The following is a 19,986-nucleotide window of genomic DNA, read 5'->3' on the forward strand; positions in this document are numbered from 1 at the left end:
GAGAGGCCTCTAATGCTGATGGTTCGCAAGGCGTTCCGCCGTGGAGCGCTGTGGCTGTTGTGTGGGTGCATTGGTTGGACCGCAGTGGAGGCTGCCCCTGCCGAGATGGCCCCGCCAGGTCCTTACGATGTTCGCGTGCTTGGGGGCGGGATGGGGTTGGTAAAGAAGTTTGCCGCAGATACGCCATTGCTCGCCGCCAACGCGGACTGGAGCATGTCGGGCTGGGTGCGCCCATCGCGTGCAATGACCGGCGCAGCGTTGATTGCCGGCATTGGCGATCCGCATGGTGCGGGCCGTTACTTTGCGATCGACAACGGCACGCTTGGCTTTGTGCAGGGCGCCGACACCGTGCTGCGCAGCAAGCAGGCGCTGTCTTTAGGCACGTGGACGCACGTGACTGCGGTGGCACAAGGTGGCCGTTTGACGCTGTATGCCAATGGGCGACAGGTCGCCAGTGGTGCAGTGCGTCAAGCGGCGGCTGCACCGGTGCTGATGTTTGGCCCGCGCGAGCAACCTGCGGCGTACACGCAACACTTCGGTGGTGAGATTGCCGACTTCGTCGCGCGATCTGGCGCGTTGGAGACAGCGGCCATTGCGCAGCTTGCAGCGCACGCGCCCGACCCGGCGCTGCAACGGTTTGAAGATGCATCGCCGGCTTGGCCGGTGCAGGTCAAGCAGATGGCCGGCCAGTTGGCGCCGCAGGCCGCATCCACCTTGCCGCGCAGCACCGCTGCGTTTTCTGCGACGCTTGCCAAGCCGGCGCAGGCCGCGCCTGCATTGCAGCCGCTGGACGATGCAGCCTGGCGCGTTGGTGCGTGGCAGTTGGCCGCTGCGCCGCAGCTTGGGCAGGCAACGGGTGCGACGCTGTCGCGCAGCGATGCGGACGCCGGCAATGCGGCCTGGCGTGTGGCGACGGTGCCGGGCACGGTGCTCACCACGTTGGTCGATCGCGGCGTGTATCCGGACCCGGATATCGGCCTCAATAACATGGCCATTCCCGAATCGCTGAGCCGGCACGACTGGTGGTACCGCAGCAGTTTTGATCTGCCTGCAGCCGCGCAGGGCAAGCGGCTGGAGTTGCTGTTCAACGGCATCAACTATGCAGGCGAAATCTGGGTCAACGGCACCCAGGTCGGGCGCACCCGCGGTGCATTTGCACGCGGTCGCTTCGATGTCAGCAAGCAGCTCAGAGCCGGTCGCAACATCATTGCGGTGCGCGTCTCGCCGCCGCCGCATCCGGGTATCGCACACGAGCAATCGATGACGGCGGGCGTTGGCGAAAACGGCGGTATGCAGGCGCTGGACGGTCCCACGTTTATCGCCAGCGAGGGCTGGGACTGGATTCCCGCAGTGCGCGATCGCAACGCTGGTCTGTGGCAGGACGTGCAACTGCGCGCCAGCGGGCCGGTGACCATCGGCGATACCCAGGTGGTGACGGTGCGCTTGGCGCCGGATCACCGTCGTGCCGAACTCGAAGTCACTGTGCCGCTGCGCAATGAGAGCGGCGCTGCCGTGCAAGGCAATGTGCAGCTGGTCATCGGCGATGTGCGCATCCAGCGTCAGGTCAACGTGCCTGCTGGCGACAGCACGCTCAAGTTCACTGCGGCCGACACGCCGCAGCTGGTCATCGCCAATCCGCGCTTGTGGTGGCCCAACGGTTATGGCGAGCCGGCGCTGTATTCGCTGCAGGTTGGCGTCGATGCGGCCGGTGCGCGATCGGACGCACAGCAACTGCGCTTCGGCATTCGCGAGGTGACCTACGAACTGTCCCTGTTCGACGAAGACGGCGTGCTGCGCCGGGTGCTGGTCGATCTCAACCAGGCACGCCAACTTGGCGAGCGCATCGTCGATGTACGGCATGAGGCGATCCGCGCGGTACCGGGCGGCAAGGCGCAATCGTTGTATCCGGGCGCACTGGCTTTGCCGGCAGTGCAGCAACTGCAAGACACCACGCTGGCGCCGCATCTGGTGCTGCGCATCAACGGTGTGCGTATTGCAGTCAAGGGTGGTAACTGGGGCATGGACGACTGGCGCAAGCGCGTCTCGCGCGAGCGGCTGGAGCCGTACTTCCGCCTGCAACGCGACGCGCATTTCAACGTGGTGCGCAATTGGGTGGGGCAGAACACCGAAGCCAGCTTTTTCGATCTAGCCGACGAATACGGCATGTTGGTGCTCAACGACTTCTGGCAGTCCACCCAGAACTACAACATGGAGCCGGCCGATGCGGCCCTGTTCCTGGACAACGCCGCAGAGGTGATCAAGCGCTTCCGCAATCATCCGTCCATCGTGTTGTGGTTCGGCCGCAATGAGGGCGTGCCTGCGCCCATCCTCAACGAAGGCTTGGACAAACTGGTTGCCGATCTCGATGGCACGCGTTGGTACACCGGCAGCTCCAACGAGGTGAATCTGCAGGGCAGCGGGCCGTATAACTATCGCGAGCCGGTGGCCTACTTCACTGCGTTGGCGCAGGGCTTTTCGGTGGAAGTGGGCACGCCGTCGTTCTCCACGCTGGAGTCGTTCAAGGCCTCGGTGCCTGCAGTCGGCGATCAGTGGCCGATCAGCGATGCCTGGGCGTATCACGACTGGCATCAGTCCGGGAATGGCGACACCGCAAGTTTCATGCGGTCGCTCACCGACAAGCTGGGCGCACCGACCAGCCTGGAAGACTTCGAACGCAAGGCGCAGTTGCTCAACTACGACACCCACCGCGCCATCTTCGAAGGCTTCAACGCACAGCTGTGGACCAAGAACAGCGGGCGCCTGTTGTGGATGAGTCACCCGGCGTGGCCCAGCAACATGTGGCAAATCTATAGCCACGATTACGACACCCACGCCGCGTACTACGGCGTGCGCAACGCGGCGGAAACCTTGCATGTGCAGATGAATCTGCCTGGTCACGAGGTAGTGGTGGTCAACAACGCGGCCGAGCCGGTGCGCGGCTTGCGCGTGCGTGCAGAGGTCTACGGCAGCGACGGCAAACTGCTGCAGCAGCGCGAACAGGCGCTGGATGCGGCCGCAGTTGCGGTCTCTGCGCCGGTGCTGCAATTGGCACCGTTGCTCAAGGACACCAATGGCCTGGGGTTTGTGCGCCTGCAATTGCTCGACCGTGACGCGGTGGTGCGCTCGCGCAACTTCTATTGGGTGGCGCGCGATGCTGCCGCCATGCGCGAGCTGGATGCGCTGGCCAAGGTGCCGGTGCAGCTCACTACGCAAGTACGCGACGCGGCCGAGCCGGTGTTGCGCGCCAGCGTGCGCAATGCATCGCAACAGGTGGCACTCAACACCAAGTTGACCCTGGTGGATGCGCAAGGCCAACGCATCCTGCCGGCGTACTACAGCGACAACTATCTGAGCCTGGTGCCGGGCGAGCAGCGCGAGGTGGAGATCCGTGGCCCGTCTGCGGACACCTTGCGCAACGCCACGCTGCAAGTGCGTGGCTGGAATGTCGAACCATCAACCGGCGCTGCCAACGGGCTTCCGTAGCAGCGCCAGCACGTTGCCACGCCGTGCACGTGCACGGCGTCTGCACTGACGCGCCGATCGGCGCGTCATCCAACACTGCAGTGCCCCCCGGCATTGCCATTCGAAACGCTCGTGGATTGTCGTCATCCCTGGGAGGGGACCATGAACAAGCTGCATCGCAGTACGCGTCACACCCCGCTGGCCGCCGCGCTGGCCGCTGCACTCACTTTGGTCGCGGCAACTGCCGCAGCGCAGGAAGCCGGCAGCACCGCCGGCGTCACCGAGTTGGACAAGGTCATGGTCAAGGGCGTGCGCGGTGCGCAGGCCGAGGCCATCGAAAACAAGCGCACCGCCGCACAGATCATCGACTCGATCTCGGCCGAAGATATCGGCAAGCTGCCCGACGTCACCATCACCGATTCGCTGCAGCGCGTGCCCGGCGTACAGATCCGGCGCTCGGCCGGCGAGGGTTCGCAGCTCAACATCCGCGGCATGCCGCAGGTGCAGACCACCATGAACGGCGAACTGTATCTGAGCGCCGGTGGTGGCGACCAGTTCGGCCAACCGAATATCGGCCGCGCCCAACCGGACTTTGTCGACATCCCGCCGACGCTGTTCAGCGGCGTGGATGTAATCAAGTCGCCCACCGCCGCCGATCTGGATGGCGGCATCAGCGGCACGGTGTCGCTCAAGACACGCCGCCCGTTCGATCTGCCCGAAGGCTGGACCTTCAGCGGCCAGGCCGAAGGGTCCTACGGCGATCGCGTGCAGGAACTCAACGAGTTGTACTCGGGGCTGGCCAGCTTCCGCACCGAACGCTGGGGTGCGTTGCTGGCGGTGTCGTACTCGGATGCCACGCTGGAAAACAAGCACCCCAGCGTGTATTCCAACGGCGCGCAAAAATCGACCGAGCAGAACGTAGGCTTCGACTTCAACGGCGACGGCCGCATCGGCAGCAATACCGATCCGTCCAACCTGCCGCGCGACTATTTCTACAACTGGGTCGCCACCGAACTGGATAACCGCAGCACCGATCGTCAGCGCACCGGCGTCAACGGCTCGTTCCAGTTCAACATCAACGACTCCTGGACGGTGCTGGCCGATGCGGCCTACACCAAGCTCGAAGACCACGACACGTCGGTGGCCGCGCAGCTGCACACCGGCTGGGCAACCAATCAGTTGCAGCCGGGATCGGTGGTAGATTCCAATGGCGTGCTCGAGTACGGCCAGTTCCGCTACAACCGCTTCCAGGCGCACTCGATGGCGGGCGTCGCCGATTCGGATTCGCTCAATACCAATCTGGAGCTGCGCTTCGATGACGGCGGCCCGTTCCGTGCGTCGTTCCGCTGGGTGCATGGCGATGCGCAGCGGACTTACGACGAAGCGCGCGCCGATGCGGTGGTGACACGTGGCGATCAGATCACGCGTGCCGGCGGCGTCACCCAATGGGCGAACGCGAACGGCTTGCCGGTGGTCGATGCCTCGGTGGATTTCCGCGGCAGCTACCCGGCGGTCAACCTCGGCACCGATGTGTCCAACCCGGACAACTGGCAGCTGATGTCCACCTGGGCGCAGGGCAACAAGATCGAAGCCACGATGGATGCATTCCGCGCCGATGGCACCTTCGAGTTCGACGAAGGCGTGGTGCGCGGCTTCCAGTTCGGCATTCGCTACGGCGAGCGTGAGGTCAAGCTGGACACCTATCGCTACCTGTCGCCGGTGTCGACTACCTGTGCAGACCCCAACCGCTCGCTGTACTACTTCAAGGACCCGCTGATTGTCGACACCTGCAGCGGCGTGTCCGAAGCGCGCCTGCTGCCGTTCAATTCGATTCCCGGCTACTGGGCGTACTTCAACGACTTCGATCCGCTCAAGGTCACCGGCCTGGGCAGCCAAGGCTTGCCGGCGATCAACCCACAGGTCATGAAGGACCCGGTGGCGTATCTCAACAGCCTGTATCCGGGCAACGTGGCCTATCAGCAGGCTGCCGATTCGTACAAGGTCACCGAAAAAAGCACCGCGGCGTATTTTCTGGCGAATCTGGAGGGCGGTACCGGCAGTGCAGTGCCGTGGACCGCGAATATCGGCGCACGCATCGTGCAGACCAAACTCGCCATCGATCAGTATCTGAGCAGCGGCAATGTGTTTATCGGCAATGTCGAATGGAACGGCGTCAGCCCGGCAATCGGTACCAATCGTCTGAATCGTCAGTACACCGACGTGTTGCCCACCGCCAACCTGTCGCTGGATATCACCGACGCGCAGAAGTTGCGCTTTGCCTACAACAAGGCGGTGGCGCGTCAGGATCTGCCCGACCTTGGCCGCGGCCTGGTGAGCTTCTACGCCGTCAATGGCACGCCGCCGCGTAACCCGTCGCTGCCTTCCGATGCGGTGCTTTTCCTCAATGGCCGTTCGGGTAATCCGGACCTGGATCCGTACCGCGCCACCAACTACAACGCGTCGTGGGAATGGTATTTCTCCGATGCGTCGTTGCTCAGCGTGGGCGCGTTCCTGATCGACGTGAAGTCGTTCCCCACCACGGTGACCAACATCGAACTGTTGCCCGACGCCGATGGCGTGGCGCGGCTTGGCGGCCCGGTGGAGCGCATCGTCAATGGCGGTGGCGGCAAGATCAAGGGCTTCGAAATCGGCTATCAACAGGCTTTCGATTTTCTGCCGGGTTGGTTGAGCGGTTTCGGTACCAACATCAACTACACCTTCTCCGATGCAGATACCGACAACACCGATATCGAAGGCAACACGCTTCCGATCGGCGACAACTCCAAGCATCAGGCCAACGCGGTGCTGTGGTATCAGAAGGACAAGTTGCAGGCGCGGGTGGCCTACAACTGGCGCAGCAAGCGTTTCAGTCAGGTCAACAGCGGTGCGTGGGGCGACGAGCTGGCGATCTGGAACGACGATGTCGGCTATCTGGATGCATCCCTCAGCTACGACGTCAACGATCATCTGACGCTGTACGCCCAGGCCACCAACCTCACCGGCGAAAGCGAGCGGCGTTACGCGCAGTGGACCAACCACTACTACGATCAAAACATCTTCGAGCGTCGTTACTACGCAGGTCTGCGTCTGCGCTTTTGATGTGATGTCCTGATGTGATGTCCCGATGTGCGACACGGCGCACCCCCGCGTCGTGTCGCACATGATCTTCTGTTGTCCCTCTCCAAGCGGTCATTTCGCTTTCTTCCCGTCACCGGCGTGCCGGTGCTGCAAGACGCCCGACGGCAACGTCGAGCACCCTCCCATTCGGCTGCATCGTCGGGAAGCGATGCGGCCGTTTTTTTTGTGCGTGATGGCACATACATTTGTGTAGTAATGCCTGCAGTCGAAATATGAGTGCGGGCATTATCTGGATCTGTGCCCAAACGCAATGTTTGGCGATTGCGTCTATCAGATATGCAGCGTAGTTTCCGCATGGCGAACTCACCACCCCGTTCGCAGGCACAGCATCCCATGCTGATCGCTCATTCGCTCCCTGGAGATACTCCGCAAATCACGGAGGCAACTGTCGCAACGAGAATATCGATGCGAGTGCGTTAGCTTCCAACGAATCCGAGGTCTTAGGTAATGTCTCGGGACACAAGCGAGCCATTGGCTTGAGTGTCTTTGTGTGGACATTACCGACGTCATGCCATGCAAATGCTCTTCGGCGGGACGCCGACGGAGCGTGTTTGATTGGCTCTAGACATCTCTGATGGGTGCCCTGAAGAGGAACAAAGCAGGCCAAAAAGGCAGTGCTTCATTGATTTTCGAATAAAAACCATCCGATAAAAATAAGGTGAATCTCATGAAATCCAGTCAGGGCATCCGTCATAACCTCACGCGCTCGATGGCGTTATCGCTGTTGGCATTAAATCCGTTATTTGTCGCCAGCGTCTGTGCGCAGGTGCATGTCGACAACCCCTTCGTCGGCGCGAGTGGTTATGTGAATCCCGATTACGCCAAGAAAGTCGATGCATCGATTGCGAAGGTGAAGGGCGCACCGCTGAAAGCCAAGATGGGCGTGGTGAAGGCCGTTCCCACCGCAGTCTGGCTGGATCGCATTGCCGCGATTGCCGGCGGATCGCAGAATGCCGGTCGGCTTGGCTTGAGGGGGCATCTGGATGCCGCATTGGCACAGAAAAAAGCCAACACGCCGATTACTGCCAGCTTTGTCATCTACGATTTGCCAGGCCGCGATTGTCACGCATTGGCGTCCAACGGCGAATTGCCGCTGACCCCGGCGGCGCTGGAACGCTACAAGAAAGAATATATCGACGTCATTGCAGCGATCTTTGCGGACCCGAAATACAAGGATATCCGCATCGTCAATGTGATCGAGCCCGATAGCCTGCCCAATCTGGTCACCAACTTGAATGACATGCGTTGCGCGCTGGCCAATTCCACGGGAATTTACGAAGAAGGCATCAAGTACGCACTCAATAAGCTGCACGCGGTTCCCAATACCTACAACTACCTGGATATCGGTCACTCGGGTTGGTTAGGTTGGGATAGCAACCGTGGTCCGTCGATTTCGCTATATACCCGTGTGGTCCAGGGAACGAGCGCCGGGCTGGCAAGCGTCGACGGCTTTGTCACCAATACCGCCAATACCACGCCATTGAACGAACCCAATTTACCCAATCCGGATTTGAGCGTGAATGGGCAGCCGATCAAGTCGTCGAAATACTACGAATGGAATCCGTATTTCGACGAGGCCGATTTTACCCAGGCGCTGTACAACGGTTTTGTCGGCGCGGGTTGGCCCAGCACGATCGGTTTTATCGTCGATACCGGCCGGAATGGCTGGGGCGGTCCGAATCGTCCTGCCAGCGCGTCCGGCAGCGACATCAATACGTACGTCAATACCGGTCGCATCGATCGTCGCCTCCATCGCGGCAACTGGTGCAATCAAAGCGGAGCAGGGATCGGGGTGCTCCCCGTCGCAGCGCCTGGGCCGCATCTGGATGCGTATGCGTGGGTCAAGCCGCCGGGTGAGTCCGATGGCTCCAGTACCCTCATTTCGAATAACGAGGGCAAGGGCTTCGATCGGATGTGCGACCCGACCTACACCACGGCCGATGGCGTGTTGACCGGCTCACTCGCCGGCGCGCCGATCTCCGGCGCGTGGTTCCATAACCAGTTCGTCGAGCTGGTGAACAACGCCTACCCGGTGATCGCAACCGCCAGCACCGCGGTGGCTACCTTTGCACCGATCGCGGCGCCGAGCGCAACGCGCGGCCTCACCGCCACCGTCGGCGACAGCCGGGTCAAGCTGAGCTGGTCGCCGGTGCTGGGAGCAACCAGCTACACGGTGCTGCGTCGCGCAGGTGCCGCGGGTGCGTTCACCACGGTCGGTTCCAATGTTGCAGCGGCCTCGTATGTCGATCAGTCCGTCGCCAATGGCGCGGACTACGACTACGTGGTCACTGCAAACAGCGCGGCCGGGACCAGTGCGCCATCGGCTGTGGTGCGTGCCAAGCCGACCAGGTGATGTGCGCGGTGGACACCGGTACGCCGGTGTCCACCCGTCATGGGCGGCACGCGTGGCCGCGATGACACCATCGCTGTGGTGACCTGATGATGTGTTGAACCCATGGCGGCCATCTGGCCGCCATGGTCGTTTGTGCGAAATGCGAAGTCATGTACGTCAAAGCGTGCAGTGCGGCAATGCGTTGCTGCAGGGTGAGGAATCTGTGCGCGCACGCAATGTTCTTCCCTGATCTCGGGGCGTAGCTTGGTGTGGCGAGCGTCACCATGGTCGCTCGCGTCACGCTTGACCGATTGTGCGAACGCCCATCAGGGCAAACCCCTCCCCAAACAGGATGTCGCTCATGAAGATGCTGTTCTCGCTCAAAAACCTGTTGGCTTCCAAGAAAAGTCTGAAGTCCTACGCTTGGTACATCTGGTACTGAGCGCACTGACAAGCGCGGTAAAAGTCGCCGTGTTCTCAGTGTGATGTTGGTCATGCTCGCCCGCGCGAGGTAAGCGTTTTGCCGGACGCGGGCGTCAACGATAGCAAGGCGATCGTCATGTCTTCAGTCAGTAACGCAGGTTTGGACAGGACGACCGTGTTCGCGCCGCGGTTGCTGGCGCTGCTGCGTGAGCACATGGGCAAGGAGGTATTTCGGCTGGATGGGGATACCGTCGGTGTTGCCGGGCCGCTGTTGACGCATCGGTTGCTGGCTGCACGTCTGGCAACAGAAGGTGAGCGGCCAACCTTCAAGCCGCTGCAAGGGCATTCGATCGCACGCACGCATGCCTCCAAACTGATGCAGGCAATCGGGCGCGATGTGCGCGAGGCGTTGAAGCGCCCCATTAGCGCAGACGTGGATCTGTCCGGCCCATGGCCGCATGTTGGGCACGTGTATCTGCGCGATCTGCTGTTGGGTGGCGACCCGCTGCGCCTGCGTCTGTTGATGGACCGCACCCTGGAGCTGACACCCAAGTTGACCTGGGCGCTTATCGCGGCAAGCGCAATCAGGCCGCTCACGCTGCAGGCCAACGCGTCGGCGCTTGCGACAGTGACTGCGGCCGCAGACGGCTACGATGCGCGCCGCTTCGCCATGGGCTTGTATCGACGAACCGCCGCGCCGGTGTGCTTCACCATTTCCACCTTGGTCGCCAACGCACTGTGGCTGGGATCGCCATTCGATCCTGCCAGTTCCAGCCGAAATATCATCTACGAATCGCTGCGTCTGTTGCCGCCCTCCTGGAACATCTTGCGCAACGCATCGCCGGAATATCCGCTGCTCGATCCCCGCATCGGTGTGCAGGACGATGTGTTGGTATTGCCACTCCTAAGCCACCGCGATCCTGCGCTGTGGGATGCACCCGATGAATTTCGTCCGGAGCGCTGGGATCAGCTGGATCCCGATCATCAGCCCGGCTATCTCCCGTTCGGGCACGCGTCGGAGCGCTGTTGGGGCAGGCACATGGTGATGCCGCTGGCCGAGCAGTTATTGGACAGCGTCCGCCGTCAGGGATTGGCTGTCAGCCCACGGCAGCGCCAGGCGCAGGTGCCGTTGGCGGGGCTGCTCGGTGTGTCTGAGGTCGATGTCGTGCGTTGCTAGCGTTACGCAACTCGCTTGCTTGCCTGCGTGCACGCCGCAGCGAGCGCATTGCAGCGGCACGGTTCAGAGACCCGAAAGGTGCTGCCGATAGCGCGAACAGGCACACGCCACGCTTGCAGCATCCAGCGTCAGCCAAACCGCTCCGGGTTCGCGCGTCAGCGTGTCATTCCCGGGGTGGCCCAGCCGTCGAGCCGCGCTTGACCAGGGTGTACTTCATCACCTGATGCACGCCCTGCGCGGCATCGCCCTTGCGCCGCTGACGAATCGCATCTGCAAGCAAGGACACTGCTGCGCGTCCCATCGCGGTCACCGGTTGATGCACGGTGGTGAGTTCTGGCCAGATGGTGGTTGCCACCGGCGTGTCGTCGAAACCGGCCACCGAAACATCTTCCGGTACACGCAAGCCCAGTCCATGCGCGACCGCAACCGCGGCAGCCGCCATGTCGTCGTTGCTGCAGAAAATCGCCGTCGGTGGTTTGGGGTGTGCCAGCAGGCTGCGCGCGGCGAGCAATCCCGAGTGATAAGTAAACAATCCGTCGGCGATCAGGGTCTCTGTAATCTCCAATCCTGCTGCCTGCAAACTGTCGAGATAGCCGTTGGCGCGCAGCGCGCTTGGTATGTGTTTGGGGTCGCCCTTGATCAGCGCGATGCGGCGGTGCCCAAGTTCGATCAGATGCGCGACGATGGCGCGCGCGGCCTGATAGTCATCGATGCGCACCGAGCTGATTTGCGCCATCGGCGCGCCGCTGGCTACCGCCACTACCGGGATGCCGCGTGCATCCAGTTCGCTGATGGTCTGACGCGAATCGCACAACGGTGGCGGCAGGATCACGCCGTCAACGCCGGCCGCGAGCAAACGCTCGGTCGCTGCGCGCTGGCTACGGATGGCGCCGCATTTTTCCACCAGCACCTGGCTGCCATTGAGACTGCTTTGCTCCAGCAGCCCGAGCATGAATTGATTGAGATACGCGGCGCTGGGGTTGCTGTACAGCACGCCGATACGCAACAGCCCGCTGGTGCGCAGCGAGCGGCCGGCAAGATTGGGCCGGTAGCCCAAGGCCTGCACTGAAGCTTCCACGCGCACCCGCATGTCCTGCCCGACATGCGGGTGCCGGTTGATGACGCGTGAGGCAGTCATCGGCGAGACGCCGGCATGTTTGGCGACATCCAGTAACGTCGCCGCGGTGTTCGCACTAAGTTGCCGCTTGACCGCCATCGTGTGTGCTCGTCCTGGAGTAAGAGCAGCTAACAAAAGGACTGCGCGGCCACCAGGCGGGCGCGGCCGGTGCTCGGTACGGCATGTACCAACTTGTACACACCGGTTCCTCCGCGCCGCCCACCCCCATCTGACGACCGCTCGCTACGTTTTTGCTAGCCGCTTTAAAAAACGCGTTCGCAGCGCTGCGTTGCCAGACTACTCGTTCGGCGGTTGCACAACTTTCGCGCGGCTGCCGAAATCGCCATCGGCTTCGGCCGCCAGATACGCAAACACGGTGTAGGCGGCGACATTCTGCGCGAGCGCCTTCGGGTCGATCTTGTCCAGCGTGTCGTCGGCGGTGTGGTGCAGGTCGAAGTAGTCGGTGCCGTCCTGCGCCAGCCATGCCCACGCGCCACCCTTGGCAGAAATCGGGCCGACGTCCGGGCCGGGGCCGCCCTTGCTCGGCTCATACGCGATGCCGAGCGGTGCCAGCACCTCGGCAATCTGCTTGGTTGCTGCGCGCGACGCTTCCGGCGCAGCCGAGCCGGTGTTGAATGCATAGATGCGCCCGGCACCGAAGTCGCTCTCCGCGCCGATCTGATGCAGCGCCATGTCCTTGGCATTCTTGCCGTGCGCGGCCGCATAAGCCTTGCCGCCGTAAAGCCCTTGTTCTTCGTTGGCGAACGCCACCACGCGGATGCTGCGCTTGGGCGCCTGCTTGAGCTGCCCGATCAGATGCCCGGCGGCTATGGTGATGGCCACGCCGGCGCCATCGTCGATCGCACCGGTGCCCAGATCCCAGGAATCCAGATGCCCGCCGATCACCACCACTTCTTTGGGCTTGCTGCGCCCGGTGATCTCGCCGATCACGTTGTACGAGGTCGCGGTGCCGTTCCAACCGCAATCCAGCGCCAGCCGGATACGTGTGGTGCCCAACGCGGCAAGACGTGCCAGCTGGTTGGCATCGGGTACCGACAAGGCGGCGGCGGGTACCGGCGTCAGGCCCTCATCGAACCGGGTGATGCCGGTATGCGGCACGCGATGCGAATCGGTGCCGGCCGAGCGCATCACAAAGCCAATCGCGCCCTTGCGAATCGCTTCGGACGGGCCCTTGCTGCGCACCGCGCCGCCATTGCCGTAGTCCTTGCCATCGCGGGCCTTGACCATCTGGTAATCGACAAACGCGATCTTGCCGGTCAGCGATCCTGCAGGCGCTGCCTGCAGCGCGGCCAGGGTGTCGAAGCGCACTACCTCACCTTCGACGCTGCCACCCGGGCTGCCGCCCAATGCGGTGATGGTCAACGGTTGCGCGTGTGCACCCAGCACCGCAGCGTGTTCGCTACGACGTTCCCACTTGGGAAAGGTCACCGGCTCGGTCCACACCTTGTCGAAGCCCAGCGACTGGAATTTGGCTTTGGCCCACGCCACCGCGCGCGGATCGGCGTCGCCACCGGCAATGCGCGGACCCACTTCGGTGGTGAGCGATTCCACCACTGCAAAGCCGGTGGTGTCGGCCAGGGCCTGCTCGCGCAACTGCGCAGCGGTGCGCAGCGCGCTGTCGGCAAGGGTGGTCTGTGCGGCAAGCGCGGGGGAACAGGCGAGCAGGGCGGAGATGGCAACAGCGAGGCGACGCATGCAGGGCGGCTCCAACGACAAGGGGGACCCCGAGCTTATCAGCGGCAGGTCCCCCGTCGGCGTGCGAAAAGTCATCCTTGTGCGCGAAGCGCACGGTGGATGTGTCCGCTTACAACGTGCTCGGCGGTTTGAGCGTGTCGTTTTTCAGCGAGTCGCGAATCTCGCGTAGCAACAGCACTTCTTCGCTCGGGCCTTTGGGAGCGTCCGGCTTGCGCTGGGTGAGGCGATTGATCAGCTTGACCACAAGAAAGATCGCGAAGGCAATGATCACGAATTGCACGACGGTGTTGATGAAGTCACCGTAGCCGATCGCCACGGCCGGAATGTCCTTGCCGGTGGCATCGACGCCGGCGGGTTTGAGCACCCACGCCAACCGCGAAAAATCCACATTGCCGATGGCCCAGCCGATCGGCGGCATGATGATTTTTTCCACCAGCGCGGTGACGATCTTGCCGAACGCCGCGCCGATGACCACACCGACCGCAAGATCGACAACGTTGCCGCGCATCGCGAATTGCTTGAATTCGCTGACCATTCCCATAACGCACTCCAGAGGCGGACGCGGACCGACTGCCGCTGTGCCGATCCTAGCCCGGCCGATGTCAGCCCGCGATGATGCCGTGGCGTTCGGCTACATTTTCCAAGCGCGCACTGAACTGATCGCCCGGCAGCAACGGACCGACGCCGGCCGGTGTACCCATGAAGATCAGATCGCCTGCGCGCAGTGCATACAGCTTGGATAGCTCATGCAGAATTTCCGGCACGTTCCAGATCATCTGATCCAGCAACGATTGCTGACGTACCTGTCCGTTGACTTCCAGCGAAAGGTTCAACGCATCCAGTGCGCCCACTTCGCCGGCGTGCACCAACTCGCTGATCGGTGCGGAGTGATCGAAGCCCTTGGCGGTGTCCCACGGCAGGCCCTTGGCTTTGGCCGCGGCCTGCAGATCGCGACGGGTCAGATCCAGGCCCACGCCATAGCCATAGATCAGGCCTTCGGCTTGATCCACGGGCAACTCACCAGCTGGCGCATCGCTCCCCAGCGCCACCACCAGCTCCACTTCGTGGTGCAGCTCCTTGGTGCCGGGCGGGTAGGGGATCTGGTCGCCGTGACCAACCACGATGGCATCGGCAGGCTTCATGAAAAAGGTGGGCTGGCCACGCTCGGCCTTGGACGCTGGCGCGGTGGCGCCCATCTCGCGCGCGTGATCGGCAAAGTTACGGCCCACGCAGTAGATGCGGTGCACCGGAAAGCTGCCGCCACCCACCACCGGAATGCGCGGAACATCGGCAGCGGGAATCACATCGTCAGTCATGCACGCATCCTCGGAACGGGACGCGTGAGTCTAGCCGCTTGGCCGTGTACGACGGAACCTTCAGTGCTGAAGTGAGCGGCAAAGCACCCGTTCGCAGCTCAATATCTTCGGCCGATCGGCAACCCAAAACGCACATCGGCATGCCCGCAGACATGCCGATTCAATGTGTCGACGATGTAGAACCCGCTGCGAGGTGCGTCGGGTGTGCCGCACAAGCGCAACGCGCTCAGTGCGACATCGGCAGCGCGGGTTTGCGCACCACGCGGTATTCGGCCTCGACCACGCGCGCTTGCTGCGGCGTGCGTCGGTTCGACTTGCTCAACAGTTTCCAGGCGACGCCGCCCAGAATCATCGCCGCGCCGACGAACACACTGAAGAAGATCAGCACCGCAAGGATCACCAGGCCGGCGAGACCCGCCGCAACGCGCACCAACGGGTGGCGCGGCTTGCGTGGCGCAAACAGGTGATGGAGGTTGCCGAATTGGAAGAAGCGTGCAGGCATGGCGGTGGGCTGCCGGGCAGGAAACAAGCGCGCAGTATCGTTGCGGTTTCATGTCATTGAGTGAAAAGTTCGTTAATTCGATCAGCGTTTTGTTAAATCCATCACGTTGTATGTGCTGGCCGGGGTCTGAGGTCGTGCCCGGATCGCCGTCGCTACCTGGTCAGCTCGCAGATGGCGCGGTCATCGACACGGCGTTGCGCCTCGCGCAGCGGCGGTGCGGGCGCATGCCACAATCGGCGATCGTTCTTGCGCAGTCGTTGCCCATGCCATCGTCCTCACCGACCACGCTCGCCAGCTTGGCGCAGATTCCCGATGCCGGATTTCTGGAAGTGGAAGCCGCGTGGGAAGACGGCCCGGAGTCGCTGGTGCTGTATCGCGAAGGTGCGCAGGTGCGTGCGTGGTTGAACGTCTGCCCGCATGCCGGACGCAGGCTGGATTGGGCGCCGGGTCAGTTCCTCAAGACCAAGGATGGCCATCTGGTCTGCGCTGCGCACGGCGCCGCGTTCGAGCTCGTCGCGGGCGAATGCATCAGCGGCCCCTGTCGTGGTCAATCGTTGGTGGCAGTGCCGGTACGCATCGACGGCGAGCACGTGCTGCTCGGATAACGGCCGACAATGCGGTCGCGCTGCAGCCCGATAGCGGGCGCGGCCGGTGCCTGCTGCGATGCAGATCGACGACGTGCCATTGCAGGCAGGTTGGTGTGTGCGCAGCATGGCAGTCGATGCCGGCACGCGCGGTTAGATCGTTAACCCGCAACGCGCCGCCCCTTAGCGCGCCGCCCACCAGAACATCAGATTGATCATCGACACCATCACCACGATGTAGATCAGCGACAGCGGTGCGCCCACGCGCCACAACTCGCGCGGTTGATAGTTGGCCGGGCCGGCCACCATCGAGATCACCGGGTTGGAGGCGGTCATCAGATTGTTGGACGCCGACAACGCCACGATCAGTGCGAACGCAGTGGGGTTGCCGTTGGCCGCCAGCGCCAGATTGACCGCGATCGGCACCATCACGATGGTCGCGCCGACGTGGCTGATCACCAACGAAAATGCCGTGGTCAACAACGCCAGGCTGATTTCCAGCGCCCACACCGGCACACCTTCGGGCAGCCGGTCGATGGTGTGGCCGGCTACCCAGGCGGCGGTGCCGCTGCTGTCCATCGCCCAGCCGAGCGGAATCAAGCCGGCCATCATGAAGATGGTCTTCCAGTTGATCGACGCATAAGCCTCGTCCATGCGCAGCACGCCGCTGACCAGCATGCAGGCCACACCGGTCATCAGCGTCAGCGCCACCGGCAGGCGCGAGGTCAGCGCGATCAGGATGGTGAAGGCGAAGATCGCCATCGCGATCTTGAACTTGTGCGGACGCTGCTCGCCCTTGGGAAAGTCGGTGACCGGCACGAAGTCGCGGCTTTCCGCCGCCTGCGCCAGGTCCTGCCAGATGCTGTGGAACACCAGCATGTCGCCGGCACGCAGCGGCACGTTGCGCACGTCTTCGCGGATCACCTGCTTGTCGCGGTTGATCGCCAGCAGGCTGATGCCGCTCTGCTTGCGCAAGCGCAGCTCGCCGGCGCTCTTGCCGATCAGGCGCGAGTTGGGCGGAATCACCGCTTCGGAAATACCCGCAAGGCTGGGGTTGAACAGATCGCCCAGGTTGCGCAGCCGCGAGGACATGCGCAGGAAGTGATTCTGCGCAAAATCGGCGACCTCCTGGCGTTGGCCCATCGCACCCAGCACGCTGCCGACCCAGATGCGCATGTCCGCCGGCGGCGCCAGGCGGGTGTCGTTGCCGGTCTTCAGGGCCAGCAGCAGCGGCGCGTCGTGAATGGCTTCGGCTTCGCCCAGGGTCATGCCGACCAATGGGCTCTCGGCGGTCACGGTGAGCTCGAACACGTCGCCATCGATGCCGTAGGTCTTGGCGAAATAGCTTTCGGTGCGCGACGGCGTGACGCCTTCGTTGATCAGGCGTTCCTCTTCGATCAGCTTGCGATCGCCGTAGAAGCGGAAGTACAGCAATGCGGCGATCAGCAAGGCCAGGCCGATCGGCAAAGGCGCGAACATCGTCAACGGCTCGATGCTGGCCATGCCCGAGGGCAGGTTGTTGTTGGCCGAGACCAACAGATCGTTGAGCAGGATCAACGGCGAATTGCCCACCATGGTGAGTGCGCCGCCCATCACGATGGCTGCAGCGATGGGCAACAACATGCGTTGCAGGGTCAGCCCGGTGCGCGCCGCCAGCCGCGAAGCCACCGGCAGATACAAGGCCATCACCGAGGGGTTCTGCATGAACGATGAGTTCAAGCCGGAGATGGCCAGCGTCATCATCATCAAGCGCTGCTCGCTGCCATGCGAACGCCGCAGCAGCCAGGTCGCCAACCGGTTCAAGGCGCCGGTGCGTTCCAGCCCCGCGCCAAGAATGGTGGTGGCGATGATGCTCATCACCGCATTACCGGAAAAGCCGCCGAACAGTTCTTCCGGCGCCACCAGCCCGGTGACGCCCAGCACCACCAGCACGATCAAGGCCACCACATCGGCGCGGATGCGCTCGAACAGAAACATCGCCATCGTGAAACCGACCAGCCCGAGGACGAGCTTCATATCGTTGGTCAGTGTCAGCGCGGTATCCATTGGGGGCCGGGAATGGGGAGTCGGGAATAGGGAATGGAAAAAGCGAAGACGCTGACGCTGGCAAATTATCCGGGCGCCGCTGGCGTGTGCCCTTGCGATTCCCCATTCCCTATTCCCGATTCCCGGTCGTAGAGCAGATCCCAGACGCCGTGGCCGAGTTTCTGGCCGCGGGTTTCGAAGTGGGTTTGCGGGCGCCAGGCGGGGCGTTCGACGTGGCCGCGCGGACCGGCGCGGTTGATCAGTCCCGGTGTGGCATCGAGGACGTCCCACATCTGTTCGGCGTAGTCGGCCCAATCGGTGGCGGCATGCAAACGGCCGCCTTCGCGTAGCTTGCGCACCAGCAGCTGCGCGAAGGCAGGCTGGATCAGGCGACGCTTGTTGTGGCGTTTTTTGTGCCACGGATCGGGGAAGTAGATGCGCACTTCATCCAGCGCGCCATCGGCAATCTCGTGCTCGAGCACTTCCACCGCATCGTGGTGATACAGACGCACATGCGTGCCGCCGTCATCGTGCAGCGCATTGAGCAGCCGGCCGACGCCTGGCGCATGCACTTCGATACCGATGTAGTCGCGGCTGGGGTCGTGCTGCGCGGCAAAGCGCAACGCGGCGCCGTTGCCGAAGCCGATTTCCAGCACCTTGGGTGCAGGACGGCCGAACGCGGCATCCAGGTCGCGACGCTCCCCGGTGTAATCCAGCCCGAAGCGCGGCCACAACTCGTCGAAGGCGCGCTGCTGCGCGGGCGTGAAGCGGCCCTGGCGCAATACGAAGCTACGCACCTGGCGGCGCCCTTCTTCGATGGTGAAGGGCTTGGGCGGCATCTTGGCGCCGTCGCTGGTAAACGGGTCGGTCATGAAATGTCAGTCACATCGGAAAACAAAAGCCCCTCTCGCGTCGGGGCGAGGAGGCACAGCTTGCGCGCCGTAGGCGCGCGTGCATAGGAGCGCCCGCGACGCAGGCGCGGGCCGGGGCGCGGAGCGGGGGTTGGGGCGAGGGTACGGCGTGCCGAGGGCACTCGCAGCAACGCGCGATCCAGCAATGGCAACATCCGGCACGTCACACGGCCAATCACTGCGAGTCGACTGCAATATCAACGCAGCACACCCACTCATCCGATCACACCATCGACCGGGCTCGACGCCGAGGCATAGCGCTTGCGCGGAATCCGCCCGGCCAGAAACGCCTCGCGCCCGGCCTCGATCGCCTTGCGCATCGCGCTGGCCATCAGGATCGGATCGCGTGCACCGGCAATGGCGGTATTCATCAACACGCCGTCGCAGCCCAGCTCCATCGCAATCGCCGCGTCCGATGCCGTGCCCACGCCGGCATCGACGATGATCGGCACCTTGGCGTTTTCGATGATTTCCAGCAGGTTGTACTTGTTCTGGATGCCCAGGCCCGAGCCGATCGGCGCCGCCAGCGGCATCACCGCCACGCAGCCGATCTCTTCCAGGCGCTTGGCCAGGATCGGGTCGTCGGAGGTATAGACCATCACCTCGAAGCCATCGGCCACCAATTGCTCGGCGGCCTTGAGCGTCTGCACCACGTCCGGGTACAGCGTGCGCGCGTCGCCCAGCACTTCCAGCTTGGTGAGGTTGTGGCCGTCGAGCAGCTCGCGGGCGAGCCGGCAGGTGCGTACCGCGTCTTCGGCGGTGTAGCAGCCGGCGGTGTTGGGCAACAGCGTGTAGCGATCAGGCGGCAGCACGTCGAGCAGGCTGGGCGCATTCGGGTCCTGGCCGATGTTCACGCGGCGGATCGCCACGGTCACGATTTCGGCGGCAGCGGCCTCGGTAGCCAGGCGGGTTTCGTCCAGATCCTTGAACTTGCCGGTGCCAGTGAGCAGGCGCGAACGGTAGCGTTTGCCGGCGATGACCAGCGCATCAGAGGGGGCGGGATTCGTCATCCGGCAATTATCACCGATCGGGCGCGGATGCGCCGGCCGCGCAAGGCATCAACCGCCACCCAATGCGTGCACGATCTCCACCACATCGCCCTCGCGCAACGCATGCTCGGCATGCCGTCCGCGCGACACGATTTCGCCATTGACCTCCACTGCCACACGTCGCTGTGCCAAGCCCTCCTGGTCCAGCAGGGCCGCGAGCGGCAGGTGATCGGGAAGCGTGCGCGGGCTGCCGTTGAGTTGAATGTTCATGTCATCATTGTGGCATCGCGCGCC

Annotated in this window: 15 protein-coding genes and 1 other RNA gene; 7 read left to right on the forward strand and 9 right to left on the reverse strand. The window is 63.2% G+C overall.

Features of this window, described 5'->3' with window-relative positions; genetic code table 11:
* Positions 1–12 precede the first annotated feature (12 nt).
* From ASF90_RS09275 to ASF90_RS09290, 5 genes are all read left to right on the forward strand, one after another.
* A complete protein-coding gene (locus ASF90_RS09275) occupies positions 13–3,483 on the forward strand; it encodes a glycoside hydrolase family 2 (protein ID WP_055848804.1) in 3,471 nt (1,156 codons plus the stop codon).
* A 141-nt stretch (positions 3,484–3,624) separates the two neighbouring features.
* Entirely contained in the window at positions 3,625–6,561 is a 2,937-nt protein-coding gene (locus tag ASF90_RS09280; protein ID WP_055848806.1) for a TonB-dependent receptor, read from the forward strand.
* A 748-nt stretch (positions 6,562–7,309) separates the two neighbouring features.
* Complete coding sequence (locus ASF90_RS09285) at positions 7,310–8,953, forward strand: glycoside hydrolase family 6 protein (RefSeq protein WP_115560161.1); 1,644 nt, start codon at positions 7,310–7,312, stop codon at positions 8,951–8,953.
* A 331-nt stretch (positions 8,954–9,284) separates the two neighbouring features.
* On the forward strand, positions 9,285–9,374 hold the full coding sequence (locus ASF90_RS24215; protein WP_064629343.1) for a tryptorubin family RiPP precursor: 90 nt from the start codon (positions 9,285–9,287) through the stop codon (positions 9,372–9,374).
* 117 nt (positions 9,375–9,491) lie between these two features.
* Positions 9,492–10,532: a cytochrome P450 gene (locus tag ASF90_RS09290; RefSeq protein ID WP_055850314.1), complete on the forward strand. Its 1,041-nt coding sequence runs from the start codon at positions 9,492–9,494 to the stop codon at positions 10,530–10,532.
* A 163-nt stretch (positions 10,533–10,695) separates the two neighbouring features.
* Here ASF90_RS09290 and ASF90_RS09295 read toward each other — a convergent pair whose 3' ends face one another.
* Entirely contained in the window at positions 10,696–11,748 is a 1,053-nt protein-coding gene (locus ASF90_RS09295) for a LacI family DNA-binding transcriptional regulator (protein ID WP_055848812.1), read from the reverse strand.
* Positions 11,749–11,831: 83 nt separating this feature from the next.
* On the opposite strand from ASF90_RS09295, the gene ASF90_RS21940 reads away from it, so the two are divergent.
* Positions 11,832–11,909, forward strand: a non-coding RNA gene (locus tag ASF90_RS21940) — sX9 sRNA.
* Positions 11,910–11,946: 37 nt separating this feature from the next.
* Here the strand turns inward: ASF90_RS21940 and ASF90_RS09300 are convergent.
* The 4 genes from ASF90_RS09300 to ASF90_RS09315 all read right to left on the reverse strand — a co-directional run bounded on the left by ASF90_RS09300 (position 11,947) and on the right by ASF90_RS09315 (position 15,183).
* Positions 11,947–13,365, reverse strand: coding sequence for a M20/M25/M40 family metallo-hydrolase (locus tag ASF90_RS09300; protein WP_055848815.1), 1,419 nt, complete (start codon positions 13,363–13,365; stop codon positions 11,947–11,949).
* 109 nt (positions 13,366–13,474) lie between these two features.
* Complete coding sequence (mscL, locus tag ASF90_RS09305) at positions 13,475–13,906, reverse strand: large-conductance mechanosensitive channel protein MscL (protein ID WP_055848817.1); 432 nt, start codon at positions 13,904–13,906, stop codon at positions 13,475–13,477.
* 61 nt (positions 13,907–13,967) lie between these two features.
* Positions 13,968–14,681, reverse strand: coding sequence for a fumarylacetoacetate hydrolase family protein (locus tag ASF90_RS09310; protein ID WP_055848820.1), 714 nt, complete (start codon positions 14,679–14,681; stop codon positions 13,968–13,970).
* A gap of 226 nt (positions 14,682–14,907) precedes the next feature.
* Complete coding sequence (locus tag ASF90_RS09315) at positions 14,908–15,183, reverse strand: hypothetical protein (RefSeq protein WP_055848822.1); 276 nt, start codon at positions 15,181–15,183, stop codon at positions 14,908–14,910.
* 263 nt (positions 15,184–15,446) lie between these two features.
* Between ASF90_RS09315 and ASF90_RS09320 the strand changes: the two genes are divergently transcribed.
* Positions 15,447–15,788, forward strand: a complete 342-nt coding sequence (locus ASF90_RS09320; RefSeq protein WP_055850316.1) for a Rieske (2Fe-2S) protein — start codon at positions 15,447–15,449, stop codon at positions 15,786–15,788.
* A gap of 162 nt (positions 15,789–15,950) precedes the next feature.
* Here ASF90_RS09320 and ASF90_RS09325 read toward each other — a convergent pair whose 3' ends face one another.
* From ASF90_RS09325 to thiS, 4 genes are all read right to left on the reverse strand, one after another.
* Positions 15,951–17,813 (reverse strand): SLC13 family permease, encoded by a 1,863-nt coding sequence (locus tag ASF90_RS09325; RefSeq protein WP_055848825.1) that lies wholly within the window; start codon positions 17,811–17,813, stop codon positions 15,951–15,953.
* Positions 17,814–17,878: 65 nt separating this feature from the next.
* Positions 17,879–18,664: a tRNA (guanosine(46)-N7)-methyltransferase TrmB gene (gene trmB, locus ASF90_RS09330; RefSeq protein ID WP_055848828.1), complete on the reverse strand. Its 786-nt coding sequence runs from the start codon at positions 18,662–18,664 to the stop codon at positions 17,879–17,881.
* 254 nt (positions 18,665–18,918) lie between these two features.
* Positions 18,919–19,713 carry a thiazole synthase gene (locus tag ASF90_RS09335; protein WP_055848831.1) on the reverse strand — a complete coding sequence of 265 codons (795 nt, stop codon included), beginning with the start codon at positions 19,711–19,713 and terminating at the stop codon, positions 18,919–18,921.
* A 48-nt stretch (positions 19,714–19,761) separates the two neighbouring features.
* Positions 19,762–19,962, reverse strand: a complete 201-nt coding sequence (gene thiS, locus ASF90_RS09340; protein WP_055848833.1) for a sulfur carrier protein ThiS — start codon at positions 19,960–19,962, stop codon at positions 19,762–19,764.
* Positions 19,963–19,986 lie beyond the last annotated feature (24 nt).

It is taken from the genome of Xanthomonas sp. Leaf148, assembly GCF_001423585.1.
Lineage (GTDB): Bacteria > Pseudomonadota > Gammaproteobacteria > Xanthomonadales > Xanthomonadaceae > Xanthomonas.

What these genes read in the sequence shown, in the direction of transcription:
- ASF90_RS09275 (WP_055848804.1), top strand. Translation starts at nt 13, where the DNA reads ATGCTGATGGTTCGCAAGGCGTTCCGCCGTGGAGCGCTGTGGCTGTTG.
- ASF90_RS09280 (WP_055848806.1), top strand. Translation starts at nt 3,625, where the DNA reads ATGAACAAGCTGCATCGCAGTACGCGTCACACCCCGCTGGCCGCCGCG.
- ASF90_RS09285 (WP_115560161.1), top strand. Translation starts at nt 7,310, where the DNA reads ATGGCGTTATCGCTGTTGGCATTAAATCCGTTATTTGTCGCCAGCGTC.
- ASF90_RS24215 (WP_064629343.1), top strand. Translation starts at nt 9,285, where the DNA reads ATGTCGCTCATGAAGATGCTGTTCTCGCTCAAAAACCTGTTGGCTTCC.
- ASF90_RS09290 (WP_055850314.1), top strand. Translation starts at nt 9,492, where the DNA reads ATGTCTTCAGTCAGTAACGCAGGTTTGGACAGGACGACCGTGTTCGCG.
- ASF90_RS09295 (WP_055848812.1), bottom strand. Translation starts at nt 11,748, where the DNA reads ATGGCGGTCAAGCGGCAACTTAGTGCGAACACCGCGGCGACGTTACTG.
- ASF90_RS09300 (WP_055848815.1), bottom strand. Translation starts at nt 13,365, where the DNA reads ATGCGTCGCCTCGCTGTTGCCATCTCCGCCCTGCTCGCCTGTTCCCCC.
- mscL (WP_055848817.1), bottom strand. Translation starts at nt 13,906, where the DNA reads ATGGGAATGGTCAGCGAATTCAAGCAATTCGCGATGCGCGGCAACGTT.
- ASF90_RS09310 (WP_055848820.1), bottom strand. Translation starts at nt 14,681, where the DNA reads ATGACTGACGATGTGATTCCCGCTGCCGATGTTCCGCGCATTCCGGTG.
- ASF90_RS09315 (WP_055848822.1), bottom strand. Translation starts at nt 15,183, where the DNA reads ATGCCTGCACGCTTCTTCCAATTCGGCAACCTCCATCACCTGTTTGCG.
- ASF90_RS09320 (WP_055850316.1), top strand. Translation starts at nt 15,447, where the DNA reads ATGCCATCGTCCTCACCGACCACGCTCGCCAGCTTGGCGCAGATTCCC.
- ASF90_RS09325 (WP_055848825.1), bottom strand. Translation starts at nt 17,813, where the DNA reads ATGGATACCGCGCTGACACTGACCAACGATATGAAGCTCGTCCTCGGG.
- trmB (WP_055848828.1), bottom strand. Translation starts at nt 18,664, where the DNA reads ATGACCGACCCGTTTACCAGCGACGGCGCCAAGATGCCGCCCAAGCCC.
- ASF90_RS09335 (WP_055848831.1), bottom strand. Translation starts at nt 19,713, where the DNA reads ATGACGAATCCCGCCCCCTCTGATGCGCTGGTCATCGCCGGCAAACGC.
- thiS (WP_055848833.1), bottom strand. Translation starts at nt 19,962, where the DNA reads ATGAACATTCAACTCAACGGCAGCCCGCGCACGCTTCCCGATCACCTG.